The 18,889-nt window shown below is 72.3% G+C and carries 18 protein-coding genes and 1 pseudogene; 6 read left to right on the plus strand and 13 right to left on the minus strand.

Annotated features, from left to right (window positions below; translation table 11 throughout):
• Positions 1–56 precede the first annotated feature (56 nt).
• The 3 genes and pseudogenes from rplT to infC form a co-directional block, all read right to left on the minus strand.
• On the minus strand, positions 57–440 hold the full coding sequence (rplT, locus tag IF04_RS0105885) for a 50S ribosomal protein L20 (RefSeq protein WP_030251930.1): 384 nt from the start codon (positions 438–440) through the stop codon (positions 57–59).
• Between the two features lie 101 nt (positions 441–541).
• Positions 542–736: a 50S ribosomal protein L35 gene (gene rpmI / locus IF04_RS0105890; protein WP_030251934.1), complete on the minus strand. Its 195-nt coding sequence runs from the start codon at positions 734–736 to the stop codon at positions 542–544.
• A 124-nt stretch (positions 737–860) separates the two neighbouring features.
• Positions 861–1,510, minus strand: a pseudogene (infC, locus tag IF04_RS0105895) (translation initiation factor IF-3).
• A gap of 411 nt (positions 1,511–1,921) precedes the next feature.
• Here infC and IF04_RS0105900 point away from each other — a divergent pair.
• Complete coding sequence (locus tag IF04_RS0105900) at positions 1,922–2,311, plus strand: DUF1844 domain-containing protein (protein WP_030251939.1); 390 nt, start codon at positions 1,922–1,924, stop codon at positions 2,309–2,311.
• An 80-nt stretch (positions 2,312–2,391) separates the two neighbouring features.
• Here the strand turns inward: IF04_RS0105900 and IF04_RS0105905 are convergent, their stop codons facing one another.
• From IF04_RS0105905 to IF04_RS39510, 4 genes are all read right to left on the minus strand, one after another.
• Positions 2,392–3,132 (minus strand): MIP family channel protein, encoded by a 741-nt coding sequence (locus tag IF04_RS0105905; protein ID WP_030251942.1) that lies wholly within the window; start codon positions 3,130–3,132, stop codon positions 2,392–2,394.
• Positions 3,133–3,235: 103 nt separating this feature from the next.
• Positions 3,236–3,970, minus strand: a complete 735-nt coding sequence (locus tag IF04_RS0105910) for an SseB family protein (protein ID WP_030251945.1) — start codon at positions 3,968–3,970, stop codon at positions 3,236–3,238.
• A 57-nt stretch (positions 3,971–4,027) separates the two neighbouring features.
• Positions 4,028–5,179 carry a type VII secretion-associated serine protease mycosin gene (gene mycP / locus IF04_RS0105915; protein WP_030251949.1) on the minus strand — a complete coding sequence of 384 codons (1,152 nt, stop codon included), beginning with the start codon at positions 5,177–5,179 and terminating at the stop codon, positions 4,028–4,030.
• Positions 5,176–6,402, minus strand: coding sequence for a hypothetical protein (locus IF04_RS39510; RefSeq protein ID WP_245654286.1), 1,227 nt, complete (start codon positions 6,400–6,402; stop codon positions 5,176–5,178). The genes mycP and IF04_RS39510 overlap by 4 nt, the downstream gene beginning before the upstream one ends.
• A 225-nt stretch (positions 6,403–6,627) precedes the next feature.
• Between IF04_RS39510 and IF04_RS0105925 the strand changes: the two genes are divergently transcribed.
• Positions 6,628–7,842 carry an amino acid deaminase/aldolase gene (locus IF04_RS0105925; protein ID WP_106975542.1) on the plus strand — a complete coding sequence of 405 codons (1,215 nt, stop codon included), beginning with the start codon at positions 6,628–6,630 and terminating at the stop codon, positions 7,840–7,842.
• Between the two features lie 51 nt (positions 7,843–7,893).
• Here the strand turns inward: IF04_RS0105925 and IF04_RS0105930 are convergent, their stop codons facing one another.
• The 5 genes from IF04_RS0105930 to IF04_RS0105950 all read right to left on the minus strand — a co-directional run bounded on the left by IF04_RS0105930 (position 7,894) and on the right by IF04_RS0105950 (position 13,805).
• Positions 7,894–8,877: a DUF2510 domain-containing protein gene (locus IF04_RS0105930; protein WP_030251958.1), complete on the minus strand. Its 984-nt coding sequence runs from the start codon at positions 8,875–8,877 to the stop codon at positions 7,894–7,896.
• 28 nt (positions 8,878–8,905) lie between these two features.
• Positions 8,906–10,180 carry an HAD family hydrolase gene (locus IF04_RS0105935; RefSeq protein WP_030251959.1) on the minus strand — a complete coding sequence of 425 codons (1,275 nt, stop codon included), beginning with the start codon at positions 10,178–10,180 and terminating at the stop codon, positions 8,906–8,908.
• Between the two features lie 91 nt (positions 10,181–10,271).
• Positions 10,272–11,057: a 3-oxoacyl-ACP reductase gene (locus tag IF04_RS0105940; protein ID WP_030251960.1), complete on the minus strand. Its 786-nt coding sequence runs from the start codon at positions 11,055–11,057 to the stop codon at positions 10,272–10,274.
• A gap of 1 nt (position 11,058) precedes the next feature.
• Complete coding sequence (locus tag IF04_RS0105945; RefSeq protein WP_211259767.1) at positions 11,059–12,426, minus strand: aldehyde dehydrogenase family protein; 1,368 nt, start codon at positions 12,424–12,426, stop codon at positions 11,059–11,061.
• An 11-nt stretch (positions 12,427–12,437) separates the two neighbouring features.
• Entirely contained in the window at positions 12,438–13,805 is a 1,368-nt protein-coding gene (locus IF04_RS0105950; protein WP_030251963.1) for a glutamine synthetase family protein, read from the minus strand.
• A gap of 73 nt (positions 13,806–13,878) precedes the next feature.
• On the opposite strand from IF04_RS0105950, the gene IF04_RS0105955 reads away from it, so the two are divergent.
• From IF04_RS0105955 to IF04_RS0105965, 3 genes are all read left to right on the plus strand, one after another.
• Positions 13,879–14,616: a FadR/GntR family transcriptional regulator gene (locus IF04_RS0105955; RefSeq protein WP_030251965.1), complete on the plus strand. Its 738-nt coding sequence runs from the start codon at positions 13,879–13,881 to the stop codon at positions 14,614–14,616.
• Between the two features lie 149 nt (positions 14,617–14,765).
• Positions 14,766–16,232, plus strand: coding sequence for an ethanolamine permease (eat, locus tag IF04_RS0105960; protein WP_030251967.1), 1,467 nt, complete (start codon positions 14,766–14,768; stop codon positions 16,230–16,232).
• Between the two features lie 99 nt (positions 16,233–16,331).
• A complete protein-coding gene (locus IF04_RS0105965; protein ID WP_030251968.1) occupies positions 16,332–17,042 on the plus strand; it encodes a gamma-glutamyl-gamma-aminobutyrate hydrolase family protein in 711 nt (236 codons plus the stop codon).
• 6 nt (positions 17,043–17,048) lie between these two features.
• On the opposite strand, the gene IF04_RS0105970 is transcribed toward IF04_RS0105965, so the two are convergent.
• On the minus strand, positions 17,049–17,615 hold the full coding sequence (locus tag IF04_RS0105970; RefSeq protein ID WP_030251969.1) for a helix-turn-helix domain-containing protein: 567 nt from the start codon (positions 17,613–17,615) through the stop codon (positions 17,049–17,051).
• Between the two features lie 139 nt (positions 17,616–17,754).
• Between IF04_RS0105970 and IF04_RS0105975 the strand changes: the two genes are divergently transcribed.
• Positions 17,755–18,888: an arylsulfotransferase family protein gene (locus tag IF04_RS0105975; protein WP_030251970.1), complete on the plus strand. Its 1,134-nt coding sequence runs from the start codon at positions 17,755–17,757 to the stop codon at positions 18,886–18,888.
• The last annotated feature ends 1 nt before the right edge of the window (position 18,889 follow it).

Raw genomic sequence — 18,889 nt, forward strand, 5'->3', positions numbered from 1 at the left:
CGGACCCGCAGGCCGGGGGCCTGCGGGTCCGCTCGACGACTTCCTCAGGCTGAGGTTCAGGCAGCCTTGGGAGCGTTCACGTCGCTCGGCAGCGCCTTCTGCGCCACCTCGACCAGCGCGGCGAACGCGTTCTGGTCGTTGACCGCGAGGTCGGCCAGGATCTTGCGGTCCACCTCGATGTTGGCGGCCTTCAGACCCTGGATGAAGCGGTTGTAGGTCATGCCGTTGGCGCGGGCAGCGGCGTTGATGCGCTGGATCCACAGCTGACGGAAGTCGCCCTTGCGCTTCTTGCGGTCGTTGTAGTTGTAGACGAAGGAGTGGGTGACCTGCTCCTTGGCCTTGCGGTAGAGGCGCGACCGCTGGCCGCGGTAGCCGCTGGCCTGCTCGAGGATCGCCCGGCGCTTCTTGTGGGCGTTGACTGCCCGCTTGACGCGTGCCACTTGTTAACTCCTTGTAGCGGGGCCGTGGTGGTCGGCACACGGCCCGGTTCGAAATAGGTCCCGGTCTCGGTCTCGCGCCGCCTTCACAGGGGCGCGGCGACTCACTTGCCGAGAAGCTTCTTGATCTTCTTGGCGTCGCCCGGGGCCATCTCGGCGTTGCCGGTGAGGCGACGCGTCAGCTTGGACGACTTGTGCTCGAGCAGGTGGCGCTTGCCGGCGCGCTCGCGGAGCACCTTGCCGGAGCCCGTGATCTTGAAGCGCTTGCTGGAGCCGCTGTGCGTCTTGTTCTTCGGCATGCGCCGTTCTCTCCTCGTCAGTGGCGCTCCCGCCGGCCGGTGGGCCGGCATACGGGAGCGTCAGTTGTTTCGATCGGTGTCCGGGGCGGTGACCCCGGCGCTCTCCGGGGCTCGCACCCCTGGATCACGCCTCGGCGGGCTCCTCGGCGGCCTGCTCCTGCTCGGCAGGGGCAGCACCCTGGCGCTCCGCCTTGCGGGCGGCCTGCGCCTCGCGGGCCTCGGCCATCGCCTCGGTCTTCTTCTTGTGCGGACCGAGGACCATGATCATGTTCCGGCCGTCCTGCTTCGGGTTCGACTCGACGAAACCGAGGTCCTGGACATCCTCCGCGAGCCGCTGCAGCAACCGGAAACCGAGCTCCGGGCGGGACTGCTCGCGACCACGGAACATGATCGTGATCTTGACCTTGTCACCCTGCTTGAGGAACCGGACGACGTGACCCTTCTTGGTGTCATAGTCGTGCGGGTCGATCTTCGGCCGGAGCTTCATCTCCTTGATGACCGTGTGCGCCTGGTTCTTGCGCGCCTCACGGGCCTTCATGGCCGACTCGTACTTGAACTTTCCGTAGTCCATGAGCTTGCAGACCGGCGGACGGGCGTTCGCCGCCACCTCGACCAGGTCGAGGTCGTACTCCTGCGCAAGCTCCAGGGCCTTGGCAAGCGGCACAATGCCGACCTGCTCGCCACTGGGACCGACGAGTCGCACCTCGGGGACGCGAATCCGGTCGTTGATGCGGGGCTCGGCGCTGATGGATCCTCCTCGGTTTAGCACCACACGACCGCCTGGCGGACAGCCGCGTAACGTCTTTTCGGTGTGACCATCTCGCCGGAACAACGCAAAAACGCCCCGGACGGGACACAGGCGGGGCTCCTCAAAAAGATCGGGGAGCACCGCCGCGAATGTCACCGCGGGGCGCAGCCTGACCGTTGACCCGCCTGCCCTGGGGGCTGGAATCGGGTGGGAGATCGGAGCCTCCACTTGTGGGCCGGACACATAGGTGACCGGCCGGTCGAAGTCAATGGTACATGACGCGGGCGGGACCTGTACCGGCCTCCGCTCGCACGGCCTCCGGCGGGCGCGCGGGGCGCCGCCCCACGCGCGGGCGCGGGCGCGCCGGGGCCTACTCTGAGGGCAGCGCACCGGCCGCACGGAGCGGGCGCACCGATCGTACGGACAGATAGAGAGCCATGAGCGACGCCACCCCTCCCTCCTCCGACTCCGCAGCCGCCCCGGACGCGCAGCCCGCGGACTTCGACGCGATGACCCGCGACATCGCGGACGTGCCGGCCGTCGAGGTGATCACGACGGTCGCGGTGCACCTGATGAGCTCGGCCGCGGTCAACCTCGGCCTCGCCGAGGAGGGCGAGCAGCACAAGGACCTGGACGAGGCACGCAAGCTGATCCACGCGCTGGCCGGGCTGGTGACCGCGAGCGCCACGGAGATCGGCTCGTACCACGCGGCGCCGCTCCGGGACGGGCTGAAGTCGCTGCAGCTCGCCTTCCGCGAGGCGTCGGTGGTGCCGGACGAGCCGGGGCAGGGCCCGGGCGAGAAGTACACGGGGCCGGTCTTCGGCTGAGCGGCCCGCGCCGGAAACGTATGACGGTGGCCCCCTGATCCGTGGATCAGGGGGCCACCGTCATGAGGCCGTCCGTGCGGTCAGAGCGGCGAGCGTTCGTCGGCCGGCGGTTCCCTGTCGGCATGCAGCGGGCTGTACGGGGTGTGGGTGAGCCGGTGGGCCAGGGCCGCCAGCACGCCGCCGATCAGCGGCGCGACGATGAACAGCCAGAGCTGGGAGAGCGCGCCGCCGCCCGCGAAGAGCGCCGGGCCGAAGCTGCGCGCCGGGTTCACGGACGTACCGGTGAGCGGGATGCCGATGAGGTGGATGGTGGCCAGCGCGATGCCGATCGCCAGGCCGTCGAAGCCGACCAGGGCGACCTTGTGGGTGACCGCGAGGACGACGAAGACCAGCAGGAACGTGAGCACGATCTCCGCGACGAACGCGCCGCCGAGATTGATGTGCACTGCCGAGCGGTCGGCGAAGCCGTTGCTGCCGAAGGCGCCGTCGGTCTTCAGGCCCGGTACCTGCTTGGCCACCAGGAAGAGCAGCGCGGAGCCGACGATGCCGCCCAGGAGCTGGGCGATCCAGTACTCGACGGCCGTACGGACGGTGATGCGGTGGGCCACCAGCATCCCGAGCGTCACCGCGGGATTGACGTGGCAGCCGGAGATGGGGCCGAGCGCGTAGGCCAGGGCCAGCAGTGTGAAGCCGAAGGACAGGGCGATGCCGAAGGTCCCGATGTACTCCCCGGCCAGCACGGCAGCGCCGACCGCGAAGAACACCAGGAGCAGCGTGCCGAGGAACTCGGCTACGACCGAGCGGGTCTCCGGGGTGTCCATGGAGGGGCCTTCCTCGAAGGGATCTTGCACCTGTTGCGATTGTGCGTCCGTCCCGAGGTCCCCGCCTGTTGAAGCGCCGCTCGAAGCGCCTGGTGGCGGCCGGTCAGCGGCTGAAGAGCGGGGCGCCCTGCGGGGCCGCGTCCGGCGCCAGGAGCGCCAGGTCGAGGCCCTTCACCAGGCGCTCGCGCAGCACGTCGTCCGAGGCCAGGGCGGTGGCCAGGCGCTGCGCGACCTCGCCGGCCGGGGCGTCGGGGACGAGGCCGAGGGTGAGCGTGGCATCGGTGTCGGCGGACGGCGCCAGATGGGCTACCCGCACTCCCGGCTCGTTCTCCAGGACCGCCCGCAGCGCCTCGGTGACGGCGGGGTCGGCGAGCGGGTCGACGGTGGTCCGGCCCTCGGCGAGGGCGCGCAGGGCCGCGCCGGTCAGCGGGTACGTCACGGGGCCCGCGACGTCCACGACGATCGTGTCGGCCTTCTCGTGGGAGGCGGCGAGCAGCGCCTGCTGGAGCGGTACCGCGACGGGGCGGGCGTCCGGGCGCCAGCGGTGCAGGGTCTCGATCGACGTGAAGGCGGGGAGCGCGCGGCGGCCGTCGGGGGCCTGCAGGGTGGGCACGGCCATGTCGCTGGTCTTCTCGCGCTGGAGCCCGTCCGGGCCGGTCTCCACCTCTCCCAGCAGGGCCACCACCGGTACGAGCAGCCGGGCGCCGCGGAGGGCCGCGAGCAGCCGGGGCTCGTCGGCGCGGTCGTCGGACCAGGCGGCGAGGGCCGCGGTCAGCTCGGGGTCGGCGGTGCCGTCGTCGTCGGAGAAGCCGGGGTCCGGGATGTTCTTCAGCGTCACGCGGTTGAGCCTATCGGCAGGCAGCGGCCGGGCTTGGGCGGGTGCCCAGCGGTCTTGTCAGGTGCGGCGCCGCCACAGGATCACTGCGGCCGCCACCAGTGCTGCGCCTGCGGCCGTGGCTGTCCAGGGGAGCCAGGAACCGGCGCTGTTCGACGCGTGGCCGTCCGGGCCCGGGCCGAAGTAACGCTTCGTGTACGTGGCGCCAGCGTCGGCCACCGGCTTGGCGGGGGCGCCCTTCTTGATGGCCGCCGCGGGGTCGACCAGGCCCGCACCCAGTTCGTCGCTGCGGCCGGTGGCGGGGCTGTCCTGGGCGGTTTCGGTGAGCAGTCGCTTGATCTGTGCGGGGTTCAGGTCCGGGTGGGCCGCGCGTACCAGGGCGACCGCGCCCGAGACGTACGCGGCGGCGGCGCTCGTGCCCCAGCCCTCGTAGTACTTGCGGTCCGGGTTGGCGATGACGACGTCGACGCCGGGGCCGCTGACCGTGGCGTACCAGCGGCGGGTGGAGAAGCGGGCGCGGGTGCCGTAGCGGTCCACCGCGGTCACCGCGATCACGCCGGGGTAGGCCGCCGGGTAGGAGACGTGGTCGCCGTGCTGGCCGCCGTTGCCCGCGGAGGCGACGACCGGGACGCCCTTGCGCAGCGCGTACTGGACGGCGGCGTCCTCGCGCGGCTCCGGGTGGGCCGAGTCGCTGTCGTCGCCGAGGGAGAGGTTGATGACGTCGGCACCGTGGTCGACGGCCCAGCGGATGCCGTCGGCGAGGGCGTTGGCGCGCTCGGTGCGGGCCTTCTTCCGCTCCGGGTCCGCGTCTTCGAGGATCACGCGGACGGGGAGGATCTTCGCCTCGGGCGCGATGCCGAGCACGCCGTCGGACTGGCCGTGGCCGTGCCCGGCGATGATGCCGGACATCGCCGTGCCGTGGTCCGCCCAGGTCTTGTCGCCGCGCTCAGCCCCGAAGCCGATCAGGTCCTTGCCGGGGAGTACCTGGCCTTTGAGGTCGGGGTGGGTGGCGTCCACGCCGGTGTCGAGGACGGCGACGGTGATGCCGTCCCCCTTGGTGGTCCCCCAGGCGTCCTGGACATGCAGCGCGTCCAGGGCCCATTCCTGGGTGCGGATGCCGTCCGCCTGCGCGGGCGGGGCCGTGAGGGCCACCACGGCGGCGGTCAGGGCGACGGCGAGCGCACGGGGCGTGTGCCGAAAGGAGCGCGTCATCCGTCCGCCTCCGTGGCCTTGGCCAGCTGGGTGCGGAAGGTGCGCTCGATGCCGTCCGCGACCCCGGCGGCGTCGTGGCCGAGCCCCGACTGGGCGGGCGCGGAGGTGGCGCCGGTACGGGTGGCCTCGTCGGCCGGCCGCGGATCGGGCACGGCGCGGCCGTCGGCGAAGCCGGAGACCGCGTACACGACGAAGGGCGCGTCGGGCAGCACCTGGACACTCCAGCTCGCGCGCTGGTCGGGCCCGAAGTCCGCGGCGGGCGTGCCGGGGGCGGTGTACGGGCGGGGCATCAGGTCGCGGCGGGCGGCCAGCCGCTCGGTGCTGAACCGCTTGTTCAGGGCGCGCATCCCGGCGAGGTCGGTCCTGGTGGTGACCACCCCGACGGTGATCACGCTGCTGTGGGTCGCGTCCACGTAGTCCGCGCGCAGCAGGCGCTTGCAGCCGGCCGGGGCCAGCGCCTTGGCCAGCAGCGGGTCGAACGCCTTGGTGCAGCCACTGTCGGGCGCGACCGCGATCCGGTGCCAGGTGCGGTCGGCGCCGCCCGGGCCGGCGGCCGTGCCGTGCAGGGTCCGCGGGAAGAGGGTGCGCACGGGGACGCTGTGCCACAGGTCGCGGGCGTCGGTGAACGCGGCGGCCGCGGCCTGGTCCCCGCTCGGCCCCCCGGCGAGCCAGCTGCCGGCCGCGGCCCCGCCGATGAGGCCGAGCCCGAGGACGAGGCAGGCAGCGGCGGCGGCCGTCCGCAGCCCGTGGCGGTGCGACGTCGCGTCCACGGGGTGCCCGGCGAGGGTCTGTCCGGCGCGGGGCTGTCCGGGGACGGTCGGTGCCACGGCAGCCGGCGCGGGAGTCCCGAGCGGTCCCTTCTCCGGAGGCAGCGGCGTGCGCGCACCGGACGCGGCGCGCTGCTGCTGGGGGGACGTTTCCGCTGGGGGCGGTCCGGCCGGCCGCGCGGCCGCTGCGGCCTTCTTGGCCGGTGCCTTGGCGTCCTTCGCGCCGTGCCAGCTCGCCGCTCCCTGGGCGAGGTGGAAGGACGCGGTGTCCCGGTAGCCGGGCGGCGCCGGCCGGTTGGGCTTCGGCGGGACCGCGGGCCGGGGCGGGACGGCAGAGGTGTCCGGTACCGATTCCTCGTGGGCGGCGTCCGGGGCGGCCGCGGCCGGCCGGTACGGCGGTGGCGGAGGTATCGGAGGCAGGCGGCGCTGGCCGACATAGTTCGCTTCGGTGCTCACCCGCGCTCCCCCTCGCGCAGTTCGGCCCCGTGCCCGGGCGGCGTGCGGGGCGGGACGGTATGGATCAGACCTGGTGCCGCGGGTCTGCGGGCCGCGGCCTGCGCCACTTTACGGGCTGTCGCGCCCCCGGCCGCAACTCGTGTCCGGTACCGGTCGCCTTCGTGTGTCCGGTCTGTCGCGATCTCTCCCCTACCCTGCGGTAATGCGTTCTGGCAGGCTGCCGTCATGCACCGGCTGACCTCCGAACCCCATGCCTTGGAGGCCCGTTACGACCGGGCCACCGCTCATCTCGACGCACCGCTCGCCGTCGTCGACCTCGCGGCGTTCGATGCCAACGCCGCGGATCTGGTGCGGCGCGCGCACGGCAAGCCGGTGCGGGTGGCGAGCAAGTCCGTACGCTGCCGGGCCCTGCTGGAACGCGTGCTGGCCCGGGGCGGGTTCGCCGGGATCATGAGCTTCACGCTCGCGGAGTCGCTCTGGCTGGCCCGCTCCGGCTTCTCCGACGTGCTGCTGGCCTATCCGTCGGCGGACCGGGCCGCGTTCGCCGAGCTGGCGGGCGATCCGAAGCTGGCCGCGGCGGTGACGGTACTGGTCGACGACGTGGCACAACTCGAGTTGATCGACGCGGCGCGGGGCGGTGGCCGGGCGGAGATCCGGGTCTGTCTGGAGCTGGACACGTCCTTCCGGACGGGCGGCGGCCGGGTACGGGTGGGGGCGCGCCGCTCACCCCTGCGCGACCCCGCACAACTGGCTGAATTCGCGCGGCTGGTGGCGCGCCGCCCGGGCTTCAAGGTCGTCGGCCTGATGGCGTACGAGGGGCATGTGGCGGGCGTGGGGGACGCGGTGGCCGGGCGGCCGCTCTTCTCCCGTTCGGTGCGCGTCATGCAGGCCGCGGCGCGCAAGGAGCTGGCGCGGCGGCGCTGGGAGGCGGTGCGCGCCGTGCGGGCCGAGGCGCCGGACCTGGAGTTCGTCAACGGCGGCGGGACGGGCAGCGTGCAGCACACCGCGGCGGAGGCGGCGGTGACGGAGGTCGCGGCCGGCTCGGGGCTGTATGTGCCGCGGCTCTTCGACAACTTCCGTTCGTTCAGCGGGCGTCCGGCGGCGCTGTTCGCGATGCCGGTCGTACGGCGGCCGGGGCCCGGCGTGGTGACCGTACTGGGCGGCGGCTATCCCGCGTCCGGCGCGGCGGGACCGGACCGGCTGCCGGAGCCGTATCTGCCGGCGGGGCTGGCGTACGACCCGCAGGAAGGGGCGGGCGAGGTGCAGACGCCGCTGCTGGGCGCGGCCGCCGACCGGCTGCGGGTCGGCGACAAGGTGTGGTTCCGGCACGCCAAGGCCGGTGAGCTGTGCGAGCGTTTCGACGCGCTGCGGCTGGTGGACGGGGACCGGGTGGTGGCGACCGTACCGACGTACCGGGGCGAGGGACAGACGTTTCTGTAGGCGGGGCCATGGGAGTACGGGGCGGTGCGGGCCGCCCCGTACGCCTACGCGTCACACCGTCGGCTTGATGCCTTCGAGGATCTTGTCCATGTCGGCGAGCGGCGGGGCCTGGCCGCCGACGTCGAAGTTGAAGCGCACGACGACCATCGAGCCGGAGCCGCTGGGCGAGGGGAAGGCGACGGACTGGGCGATGCCGTCCGGGCCCTTCTTGTTGGTGACCTTCCAGCGCACCAGGTAGCCCTTCTGGCCCGCGACGGTCACCTTCTCCGACTTCAGCTCCTCGTGGTTCTCGATGCCGCCGTAGTAGTCCTTGTCGCCGTACGGGCCCTTGCCGTAGGTCGCCTCGATGTTCTTCTCGATGTCGGCCTTGGCGATGCCCTCGGCGGTGGTCTCGGAGAAGCCGGCCGCGGTCTCGGACAGGACCTTGCCGCGCAGGCACTGCTTGCTGTCCGCGCCCTTGCAGTAGTACGGACCGATGTACATGTCGATGTCGTTGCCGAACTCTTCCTTGCGCCAGCCGTCCAGGACCGGGATGGCGATGCTGTTCAGCGCGTCGACGAGGGTGTCCTCGTCGTCGGTGGGGGCCGGCTCGGGCGCCGCTGAGGTGGTGGCGGGCCCGGGCGACGGGGTCTTCTTCGCGGTCGCCGTCGGCTTGGGATCGGGCTGCGGCTCGTCGCCGCCGCCGAGCGTGACAGCGAGGACGATGCCGGCGGCGGCCACGACGGCCACGGCACCGGCGATCGCGGCGATCATCGGGCCGCGCTTCCTGCCGCCGCCCTGACCGGGGCCGCCGGGCTGCGGACCACCGGGCTGCGCCGGCCCGAACGCGCCCGGCGCACCCTGCGGGTACTGCTGCGCCTGCTGCGGGTACCCGTAGGCGCCGGGCGTGCCCTGCTGCGGATAGCCGTACGCCGCCGGGGCGGCCCCGGCCGCGCGGGTGTGCTCGGTCCACGCCGAGCCGTCCCACCAGCGTTCGGGCGCGGGACCGTTGCCTGTGTGCCCCGGGTCTGGATACCAGCCCGGCGGTGTCGTCATGCTCACGCCGGACACTGTATGGCCGGAATCAGCCGCCGTACACACGGTCCCGCTGGTCGGGCACCACGCTGCCGTCGGCGCGGCGCACCGGCCCCTGGTCGCCGTCCGGCTCGGCGTACGCCGAGGTGGCGCAGGGGTACGTCCCGGACTTGCGCGGCAGCGGCTCGATGAACATGGGGTTGACCAGCCATCGCCCGTCGGCGTTGTCGTAGGCGCGGCACATGAGTTCGGGCTTGTTGCGGTTGATCGCGAGGTGCCCCGCGGTCGCGTCGTCGACGAAGGTGACGTCGGTCTCGGCGTCCCCGGCGCCGAAGGCGATCCGGTGCGCCCGGTCCTGCTTCTTCCAGGCGTCGGCGCCCTTGACGTGGAAGATCTCCTGGTTGATCCAGCAACGCTTGCCGTCCATGTACGTCAGCGCCTCGCCACCGCCGTCGGGCACGTCGCCGCAGCCCTCGACGTCGTAGGCCAGCTTGCCGTCCTCGACGAGGTTGCGGATGCCGATGGTGTGCGCGCGGTCGAAGCCGGCGCCGCCCGCCCAGGCGTCGACGATCGGCTCCATGGAGGCGGAGATGACGTACACGTCGAAGCCGGCCTTGCGCAGCGTGCGGATGAGGTCCCGCTGCTGCTCGTAGTAGCGCACGTAACCGGCCATCTTGTGGGTGCCGACGGTCTGTTCGCGGCCGATGGGCGCGGCGAGGTTCTCTGCGCGGGCCTGCCGGGCGTACGAGGTGAGGGTGGCCGGCTTCAGTCCGGCGAAGAGCTGGGTGAGCCAGACGTACTCGGGGACGGTGCGGCGGTGGTTCCACTCGCCCTCGAAGGCGGGCTTGCCGTCGGAGGTCTCGGCGGTGTTGTAGATGTCGAGGATCTCGTCGGTGCAGCCGGTGTCCTCGGAGGTGGGCAGGGGCTCGCCGGCGGGCACGTCGGTTCCGCAGGCTTCGGTGAGCGCCCGGTCGGCGGCGGCGGTCAGCCACTTGTTGGTGGCGCGCCAGTCCGCGGGCCGGAGGAGCTTGTCGTGCTTGAGGGTCCAGGCGAGGGTGGCCTCGGAGATGTCGTTCTTGACGATGGTGTTGTCCCAGTCGAACGCCGCGACCGGGCGCTGACCGGAACGGCCGGAGCAGCTCCCCCGCTCGTCGATCATCTCCTGCAGCTGCTCGCGGTTGTCGCCGTACCACTTCGGGCTCTTCGACAACTGCGGGCAGCTGCCGGGGGCGGCGGCCGGGGCCGCGGTTGCGGGGACGGCGGCCGCCAGGCCCGCGGTGACGGCCAGGGCCAGGACGGTGGCGACGGTGTGCCGGTTTCGCATGTGATCTCCGGATTCAGGCGACAGTAACGACGGGACCGGCGGCACGCGCGTGCCGCCGGTCCCGGTCGGTCTCGGACCCTACCTGTGGCGCTTACACCGGAGTGACATACGCCCCCGCGATGCCGCCGTCCACGAGGAATTCGGATGCGTTGACGAAGGACGAGTCGTCGCTGGCGAGGAAGGCGACCGCGGCGGCCATCTCCTCGGGCTCGGCGAACCGGCCCACCGGTACGTGCACCAGACGGCGCGCCGCGCGCTCCGGGTCCTTGGCGAACAGCTCCTTGAGGAGCGGGGTGTTGACGGGCCCGGGGCAGAGCGCGTTCACCCGGATGCCCTCGCGGGCGAACTGCACGCCCAGCTCCCGGGACATCGACAGCACGCCGCCCTTGGAGGCGGTGTAGCTGATCTGGGAGGTGGCGGCGCCCATGACGGCGACGAAGGAGGCGGTGTTGATGATGGAGCCCCTGCCCTGGCGCTGCATGTACGGGAGGGCGTACTTGCAGCACAGGTAGACCGAGGTGAGGTTGACCTCCTGGACCCGCTTCCAGGCGTCCAGTCCGGTGGTGAGGATGGAGTCGTCGTCGGGCGGCGAGATGCCGGCGTTGTTGAAGGCGACGTCGACCGAACCGTAGGTGTCGTACGCGGTCTTGAACAGCGCCTCGACCTGGCCCTCGTCGGTGACGTCGACCTGGACGAAGAGGCCGCCGACCTCGGCCGCGGCGGCCTTGCCCGCGGTCTCGTCGATGTCGGCGCAGACCACGTTGGCGCCTTCGGAGGCCAGCCGGCGGGCGGTGGCCAGGCCGATGCCGCTGCCGGCACCGGTGATCACGGCGGTACGGCCGACGAGCCGGCGGCACACGGGGGTCTGGTCGGTCATGTCACTGCTCCTCGGTGCTGATGAACACGTTCTTGGTCTCGGTGAAGACGGCGAGCGCGTCGGGGCCCAGCTCCCGGCCGAGGCCGGACTGCTTGTAGCCGCCGAACGGGGTCCAGTAGCGGACGCTGCTGTGCGAGTTGACGGAGAGGTTCCCGGCGGCGACGGCGCCGGAGACGCGCAGCGCGCGGCCGACGTCGCGGGTCCAGATCGAGCCGGAGAGGCCGTAGTCGGTGGCGTTGGCGAGCCGGACGGCCTCGGCCTCGTCCTCGAAGGGCAGCACGACGGCGACGGGGCCGAAGATCTCCTCGGTGGCCGCGCGGTCCTCGGGCCGTCCCTCCAGGACGGTCGCGGGGTACCAGAAGCCCTTGCCCTCGGGTGCCTCGCCGCGGAAGGCGACCGGGGCGCCGTCGGGGACGTAGGACCGTACGCGGTCGCGCTGGGCCGCGGAGATCAGCGGGCCCATGCCGGTGGCGGGGTCGGCCGGGTCGCCGACGGTGACGGCCTTGACCGCGGGCTCCAGCAGCTCCAGGAAGCGGTCGTACACGGACCGCTGGACGAGGATGCGGCTGCGGGCGCAGCAGTCCTGGCCGGTGTTGTCGAGGAAGGAGCCGGGCGCGGCGGCCGCGGCCTTCTCGATGTCGGCGTCCGCGAAGATGATGTTGGGGCTCTTGCCGCCGAGTTCGAGGGTCACCCGCTTCACCCCGGCGGCGCACTGGGCCATGATCTGCTTGCCGACCCCGGTGGAGCCGGTGAAGACGACCTTGGCGACGCCGGGGTGCTCGACCAGCGCACTGCCCACGACGGGCCCGGCGCCGGGGAGTACCTGGAACAGGCCCTCGGGGAGGCCCGCCGCGAGGCCCAGTTCGGCGAGGCGCAGCGCGGTGAGCGGGGTGGTCTCGGCGGGCTTGAGGAGGACGGCGTTGCCCGCGGCGAGGGCGGGCGCGGTGCCCCAGGCGGCGATGGGCATCGGGAAGTTCCACGGCGCGATGACGGCGACGACGCCGAGCGGTTCGTGGAGCGTGATGTTCAGGCCGCCGGCGACGGGGATCTGCGCGCCGGTCAGCCGCTCGATGCCGCCGGCCGCGTATTCGAGCAGGTCACGGGCGTTGCCGGCCTCCCAGCGCGCGTTGCCGACCGGGTGGCCGGCCTCCCGTACCTCCAGTTGGGCGAGCTCTTCGAGGTGGGTGTCGACGGTGCCGGCGAAGCGGCGCAGCAGCCGGGCACGGTCGCCGGGCGCGAGCGCCGCCCACTGCGCCTGGGCCTTGGCGGCCCGGGCGACGGCGGCGTCGACCTCGGCGGGGGTGGTGGCCGGGACGGTCGCGATGACCTCTTCGGTGGCCGGGTTCAGGATCTGGTGCTCGGAAGGCAAGTGACTGGTCCTCACATGCGTTCGAAGGAGCGGAACCGCTCCCAGTCGGTCACGGCGGAGTCGTAGGCGTCGAGCTCCACCCGGGCCATGTGGAGGTAGTGCTCGACGACCTCGTCACCGAAGGCGGCGCGCGCGATCGGGCTCTTCTCCCACAGCTCGGCGGCCTCGCGAAGGGTGGTCGGTACGTGTTCGGCGTCGCCGGAGTACGCGTTGCCGGTACAGGCGTCCGGCAGCTCCAGCTTGTGCTCTATCCCGTACAGCCCGGCCGCGACCATGCCTGCCACCGCGAGGTAGGGGTTCACGTCGCCGCCGGGGAGGCGGTTCTCGAAGCGGTGGGCGTGGCCGTGGCCGATGACGCGGAGCGCGCAGGTGCGGTTGTCCGGGCCCCAGGCGACCGCGGTGGGCGCGAAGGAGCCGGGCCGGAAGCGCTTGTAGGAGTTGATGTTCGGCGCGTACAGCAGCGTGAAGTCGCGCATCGCGGCGATCTGCCCGGCGAGGAAGTGCCGCATCAGCGGCGACATGCCGTACTCGCCGTCCGCGTCGGCCAGTACGGGAGCGCCGTCCTCGTCGCGCAGCGAGAGGTGGATGTGGCAGGAGTTGCCCTCGCGCTCGTCGTACTTGGCCATGAAGGTGAGCGCCATGCCCTCCTGGGCGGCGATCTCCTTGGCGCCGGTCTTGTAGACAGCGTGCTGGTCACAGGTGGTGAGCGCCTCGTCGTAGCGGAAGGCGATCTCGTGCTGGCCGAGGTTGCACTCGCCCTTGGCGGACTCCACCGTCATGCCGGCCGCGCCCATCTCGTTGCGGATGCGGCGCAGCAGCGGCTCGACGCGGCTGGTGCCGAGCACGGAGTAGTCGACGTTGTAGAGGTTGGCGGGGTGCATGTCGCGGTAGCCGCGGGACCAGGCGTCCTCGTAGGTGTCCTTGAAGACCATGAACTCCAGCTCGGTACCGGCGTACGCACGCCAGCCGCGCTCGGCCAGCCGGTCGAGCTGGCGGCGGAGAATCTGCCGCGGGGAGGCGGCGACGGGGGTGCCGTCGTGCCAGGCGAGGTCGGCGGTGAGCAGCGCGGTACCGGGGGCCCAGGGCGTGCGGCGCAGCGTCGCGGTGTCGCCGTGCATGCAGAAGTCGCCGTAGCCGCGCTCCCAGGAGGACATCGCGTAGCCGTCGACGGTGTTGAGGTCGACGTCCACGGCGAGGAGGTAGTTGCATCCTTCCGAGCCGTGGGCCAGGACGTCGTCGAGGAAGAACCGGGCCGCGAACCGCTTGCCCTGGAGCCTGCCTTGCATATCGGTGAAGGCGAGGACGACAGTGTCGATCTCCCCGGTGTCGACGAGCCTTCTCAGCTCCTCGACCGAGAGCGGGGGCGTGCGGTCTGCCACGGTGGTGCCTCCTGTCGCTGCATCCGGAGGTCATAAGGTAGGCACACGAACCATTGGTTGGGAAGGGGTAGCGGTGGACGGAGCGGCGGACCGGCTGGCGCCGGTGCTGCGCCCGGTGCGGGCGGGCAACGGTTTCGAGGAGGCGCTGGAGCAGATACTCCAGATCGTGCGGCTGGGGCTGGTCCCCCGGGGCGAGCGGCTGCCGGCCGAGCGCGAGCTGGCCGAGCGGCTGCAGATCAGCCGGGTCACCCTGCGCGAGGTGCTGAAGGTGCTGCAGGACGAGGGGCTGGTGGTCAGCAGACGCGGGCGGTACGGCGGCACGTTCGTACGGGAACGGGCCGAGACGCCCGGCGAGGACGAGCTGCGCCGCCGCATCGCGCAGGTCGACGTCGAGGACACGCTGCGGTTCCGCGAGGTGCTGGAGGTGGGCGCGGCCGGACTGTGCGCCTCGTACGGGCTGGCCGGGGAGCAGGCGGAGCGGCTGCGGGAGGCGCTGGCGGCCACGCACGACGCGCCGCTCTCGGACTACCGGCGGCGGGACACGCTGCTGCACCTGACGCTGGCCGAGCTGTCGGGCTCGGCCACGCTCGCCGCGCAGTACGCGGCCGTCCGGGCGACCGTGAACGACCTGCTGGACTGCATCCCGCTGCTGGTGCGGAACCTGGAGCACTCCCAGGCGCAGCACACCGCGCTGGTGGAGGCGGTGCTGGAGGGCGACGCGGACGGGGCGCGGGAGGTGATGCGGGAGCACTGCTGCGGTACGGCGGCCCTGCTGCGCGGCTTCCTCACGGGCACGCCGCCGGCGCGGTGACCCGCACGGGCCGGCAGGCGGCGCGGCTTCCTCACAGGCCCGCCACCCGCCCCGTAACCGTTCCTTTACGGCACGGGTCTTGCGCCGGAGCGGCCCGCGCGACAAAGGTATGGCGCTAAACCTTTATCCCGCCGAGGCAGGAGCGGCTCATGGCCGACAGCACGGAACCGCGCACCGCACCGCCCACTCCCCCGCCCCCCGGGGCCGCGCCCGATGACGCCTACCTGGAGAAGCGCTCGCTGCGCCGGGGCAGCGCCGGGCCGCTGCTGCTCACCGGCCTGGGCGTCGCCTACGTCGTCTCCGGCGACTTCTCCGGCTGGAACAACGGCCTGGCCCAGGGCGGCTTCGGCGGCCTGGCGCTGGCGGCGCTGCTGATGGGCCTGATGTACACCTGCCTGGTCTTCGCGCTCGCGGAGCTGGCGTCCGTGCTGCCCACGGCGGGCGGCGGCTACGGCTTCGCGCGCCGCGCGCTCGGCACCTGGGGCGGCTTCCTGACCGGTACCGCCATCCTCATCGAGTACGTCCTCGCGCCCGCCGCGATCTCCATCTTCATCGGCGACTACGTCGAATCCCTCGGCCTCTTCGGCCTGACGTCCAGCTGGCCGGTCCACCTCGCCTGCTTCGTGATCTTCATCGGGATCCACCTGTGGGGCGTCGGCGAGGCACTCCGCTTCAGCCTGGTCGTCACCGCGATCGCGGTGGCCGCACTGGTCGTCTTCGCACTCGCCGCGGTCACCGACTTCCACGTCAGCGCCCTGAACGACATCCCGGCCGACAAGGACGCCTTCGGCGCGTCCTCCTGGCTGCCCTTCGGGATACTCGGCATCTGGGCGGCGTTCCCCTTCGGCATGTGGTTCTTCCTCGGCGTCGAGGGCGTGCCGCTGGCCGCCGAGGAGACCAAGGACCCGGCCCGTACGCTGCCCAAGGCCATGGCCGCCGCGATCGGCATCCTGCTCCTCCTCGCCCTGGTCACCTTCCTCACCGCGACCGGAGCGCGCGGCGCCGCCGCACTCCAGTCCGTCGGCGACCCGCTGGTCCAGGCCCTGCAGCCGCACGGCGAGCCGACGGTCACCTCCCGCATCGTCAACTACGCGGGCCTGGCCGGCCTGGTCGCCTCCTTCTTCTCCCTCATCTACGCCGGCTCCCGCCAGCTCTTCGCCCTCTCCCGGGCCGGCTATCTCCCCCGCTTCCTCTCCCTCACCAGCCGCCGCAAGGCCCCCTACCTGGGCCTTCTCGTCCCCGGCGCACTCGGCTTCGCCCTCGCCGCCGCGACCGGCGACGGCGCCCGCATGCTGAACGTCGCGGTCTTCGGCGCCACGATCTCGTACGCCCTGATGGCCCTCTCCCACATCGTCCTCCGCCGCCGCGAGCCGGGCCTTACCCGCCCGTACCGCACCCCCGGTGGCATCCTCACCTCCTCGATCGCCTTCGTCCTCGCCTGCTCGGCCCTGGTGGCCACCTTCCTCGTCGATGTGACGGCCGCGGTCATCGCCCTCGGCGTGTACGCGGTGGCGCTCGCGTACTTCGCGCTGTACTCACGCCACCGGTTGGTGGCCGCGGCACCGGAGGAAGAATTCGCGGCATTGGCGGCGGCGGAGGCCGAACTCAGTAAATAAAGCCCGCGAATCAAGCCCGTCCGGCGTTTGAGGACAACGTCACGGCGAGCAACCACGACGCACAGCACCGATCCCCACCCACCTCAAGGAGGGCCCCCCTTGTCCAAGCCGCTCATCGGCGTCAGCACGTACCTGGAGGCCGAGGCCCGCTGGGGCGTGTGGACGCTGCCCGCCGCGCTACTGCCCGCCGGCTACCACCGCCTCGTACAGAACTCCGGCGGCCTGGCCGCCATGCTGCCGCCGCACGAGGCGGATCTCGACCGGGACGGCGCGCGGGAGGCCGCCGCGGCTGTCGTCGCGCGGCTCGACGGCGTGGTGATCGCGGGCGGCCCCGACGTACGGCCCGACCGGTACGGCGCGGAGACCGACCCCCGCACCGGACCCCCCGCCCTCGCCCGAGACGCCTGGGAGCTCGCCCTCATCGAGGCGGCCATCGACTCGGCCACGCCCCTGCTGGGCATCTGCCGCGGCATGCAGCTCCTGAACGTCGCACTGGGCGGCACACTCCACCAGCACATCGAGGACCACGGCGGGCCACCCGGCGTCTTCGACCACCACAAGGTCACCGCCGTGCCGGACAGCCGGCTCGCCGGCATCCTGCCCGAGCCGGTCTCCGTACCGACGTACCACCACCAGTCCGTCGACCGGCTCGGCCGCGGGCTGCTGGCCTCCGCGTACGCCGAGGACGGCACGGTGGAGGCGCTCGAACTGCCGGACGCGCCGGCCTTCGCGCTGGGCGTGCAGTGGCACCCCGAGGCGGGCACGGACACCCGGGTCATGGAAGCCCTGGTAACGGCCGCCACCCGCTGACCCCACTCACAGACCGATGTCGTCGGCGACCCCCACCAGAAGCACCCGCGTGCCCGCCTCCCGGGCACGCCATCGGTGCGTCACCCCGCCCGCGCAGTAGAGCGTGTCGCCGCGCCCCAGCTCGTACCGCTCCCCCTCGGCCTCCGCCTCCACGGCCCCCTCGACGACGTACAGCAGCTCGTCGTGGGGGTGCCGGAACTCCCGCCCCCACTCGTGCGCGCCGGTGAACTCCAGTGCGTGCAGCTGCTGTTGCCCGCGGACCAGCGGCCGTACCGTGCCCGCCGCGCCGTCCTCCAGCGCGGCCCCGGTCTCGGCGCGCACCACGTCGACGGCCCGGCGGCCCTCCGCCGCACCGAGCAACTGCACCGCCGTGGTCCCCAGCGCGTCGGCGATGCGCTGGAGCGAGCGCATGCTGGGGCGGGCCCGGTCGTTCTCCACCTGGCTCAGGAAGGGCTTGGACAGGCCGGTACGGGCCGCGAGCTCGGCAAGCGTGAGATCCAGCGCGCGGCGGCGCCGCCGCACCGCCCGGCCGACCTGCGGCGCTTCCTGATGCGCCTCTTGATCTTCACGCATCCTGCACTTCCTCTCCCCTTTATCGCCACGTTCACAGCGTTGCAACAAGCGATCCCTATCCTCGAACCTGTTTGACGTCATCAAACAAAGTTTGATGCGCCGACGAAGAGACGAAGAACAGACGAACAAGGGACCCACCATGACCGCTGTCGATCAAAACACACGCCGCCGCCGCGGCACCGGCCTGCTCGCCCTCGACGAGGACGTCGCGTACCCCGGTTACACGCTCTACGCACCGCTCACCGGCACCGGCGAGGTCTACCTCGTCGACCTGCACGGCGAGGTCGTCCACCAGTGGAACCTCCCCTACCGCCCGGGCCGGCACGCCCGCATCCTCCCCAACGGCAACCTCGCCTACAACGGCGTACTGCCGGACCAGGAAGCGCTGTTCCCGATGTGGCACAAGTACCGCGGCGGCGTGATGCAGGAGGTCACCCCCGACGGCACCGTCGTCCGCGAGCACATCGACCCGCTTCAGCACCACGACGCGCACCACTGCGGTGACGGCCGGATCCTCTACGCCGCGCTGGAGCCGCTGACCGGCGAGCGCGCGGCGGCGGTACGCGGCGGCGTCCCCGGCTCGGAGCCGGTCACCGCCGACGGCCCGACCGTCTGGGCCGACACCATCAAGGAGGTCGACGCGGACGGAAAGGAGCTGTGGTCCTGGCGAGTCTCCGACCACCTCGACCGCGACGAATACCCCCTCCACCCCGACTACTCCCGCGAGCACTACCCCCTCATCAACGCCGTCCTCCCGCTCGCCGACGGCAACATCCTCGCCAGCCTCCGCAGCGCCTCAGCAGTCATCGTCATCAGCCGCGCGACCGGCGAGATCCTCTGGCGCACCGAGCCCGGCGTCGTCTCCCAGCAGCACAACCCCACCGAACTGCCCAACGGCAACATCCTCATCTTCGACAACGGCGTCTTCCGCCCGCACTGGGACGTCCCCTTCTCCCGCGTCATCGAGGTCGAGCGGTCCTCCGGGAAGATCGCCTGGGAGTACCACGACCCGGCCCGCGAGGCGTTCTTCGCCCCCTTCATGGGCAGCGCGCAGCGCCTCCCCAACGGCAACACCCTGATCTGCGACTCCCCCGCCGGCCGGATCTTCGAGGTCACCGCCGACGGGTACCTCTGCTGGGAGTACGTCGTCCCGCACTTCGGCGGCTACCGCGAGCCGGAGGTCGGCCGGATCTTCCCGGCCCAGCACAACGCCCTGTTCCGTGCGTACCGTTACGGCGCCGAGGACCTGCCCTGGCTGCCGGGTCGGGGATGAG

Origin of the sequence: Streptomyces violens, assembly GCF_000717745.1 — a bacterium.
Taxonomy (GTDB): domain Bacteria; phylum Actinomycetota; class Actinomycetes; order Streptomycetales; family Streptomycetaceae; genus Streptomyces; species Streptomyces violens.

Coding starts and splice junctions, on each gene's coding strand:
- rpmI (WP_030251934.1), bottom strand. CDS start 736: ATGCCGAAGAACAAGACGCACAGCGGCTCCAGCAAGCGCTTCAAGATC.
- IF04_RS0105900 (WP_030251939.1), top strand. CDS start 1,922: ATGAGCGACGCCACCCCTCCCTCCTCCGACTCCGCAGCCGCCCCGGAC.
- IF04_RS0105905 (WP_030251942.1), bottom strand. CDS start 3,132: ATGGACACCCCGGAGACCCGCTCGGTCGTAGCCGAGTTCCTCGGCACG.
- mycP (WP_030251949.1), bottom strand. CDS start 5,179: ATGACGCGCTCCTTTCGGCACACGCCCCGTGCGCTCGCCGTCGCCCTG.
- IF04_RS0105925 (WP_106975542.1), top strand. CDS start 6,628: ATGCACCGGCTGACCTCCGAACCCCATGCCTTGGAGGCCCGTTACGAC.
- IF04_RS0105930 (WP_030251958.1), bottom strand. CDS start 8,877: ATGACGACACCGCCGGGCTGGTATCCAGACCCGGGGCACACAGGCAAC.
- IF04_RS0105935 (WP_030251959.1), bottom strand. CDS start 10,180: ATGCGAAACCGGCACACCGTCGCCACCGTCCTGGCCCTGGCCGTCACC.
- IF04_RS0105940 (WP_030251960.1), bottom strand. CDS start 11,057: ATGACCGACCAGACCCCCGTGTGCCGCCGGCTCGTCGGCCGTACCGCC.
- eat (WP_030251967.1), top strand. CDS start 14,766: ATGGCCGACAGCACGGAACCGCGCACCGCACCGCCCACTCCCCCGCCC.
- IF04_RS0105970 (WP_030251969.1), bottom strand. CDS start 17,615: ATGCGTGAAGATCAAGAGGCGCATCAGGAAGCGCCGCAGGTCGGCCGG.
- IF04_RS0105975 (WP_030251970.1), top strand. CDS start 17,755: ATGACCGCTGTCGATCAAAACACACGCCGCCGCCGCGGCACCGGCCTG.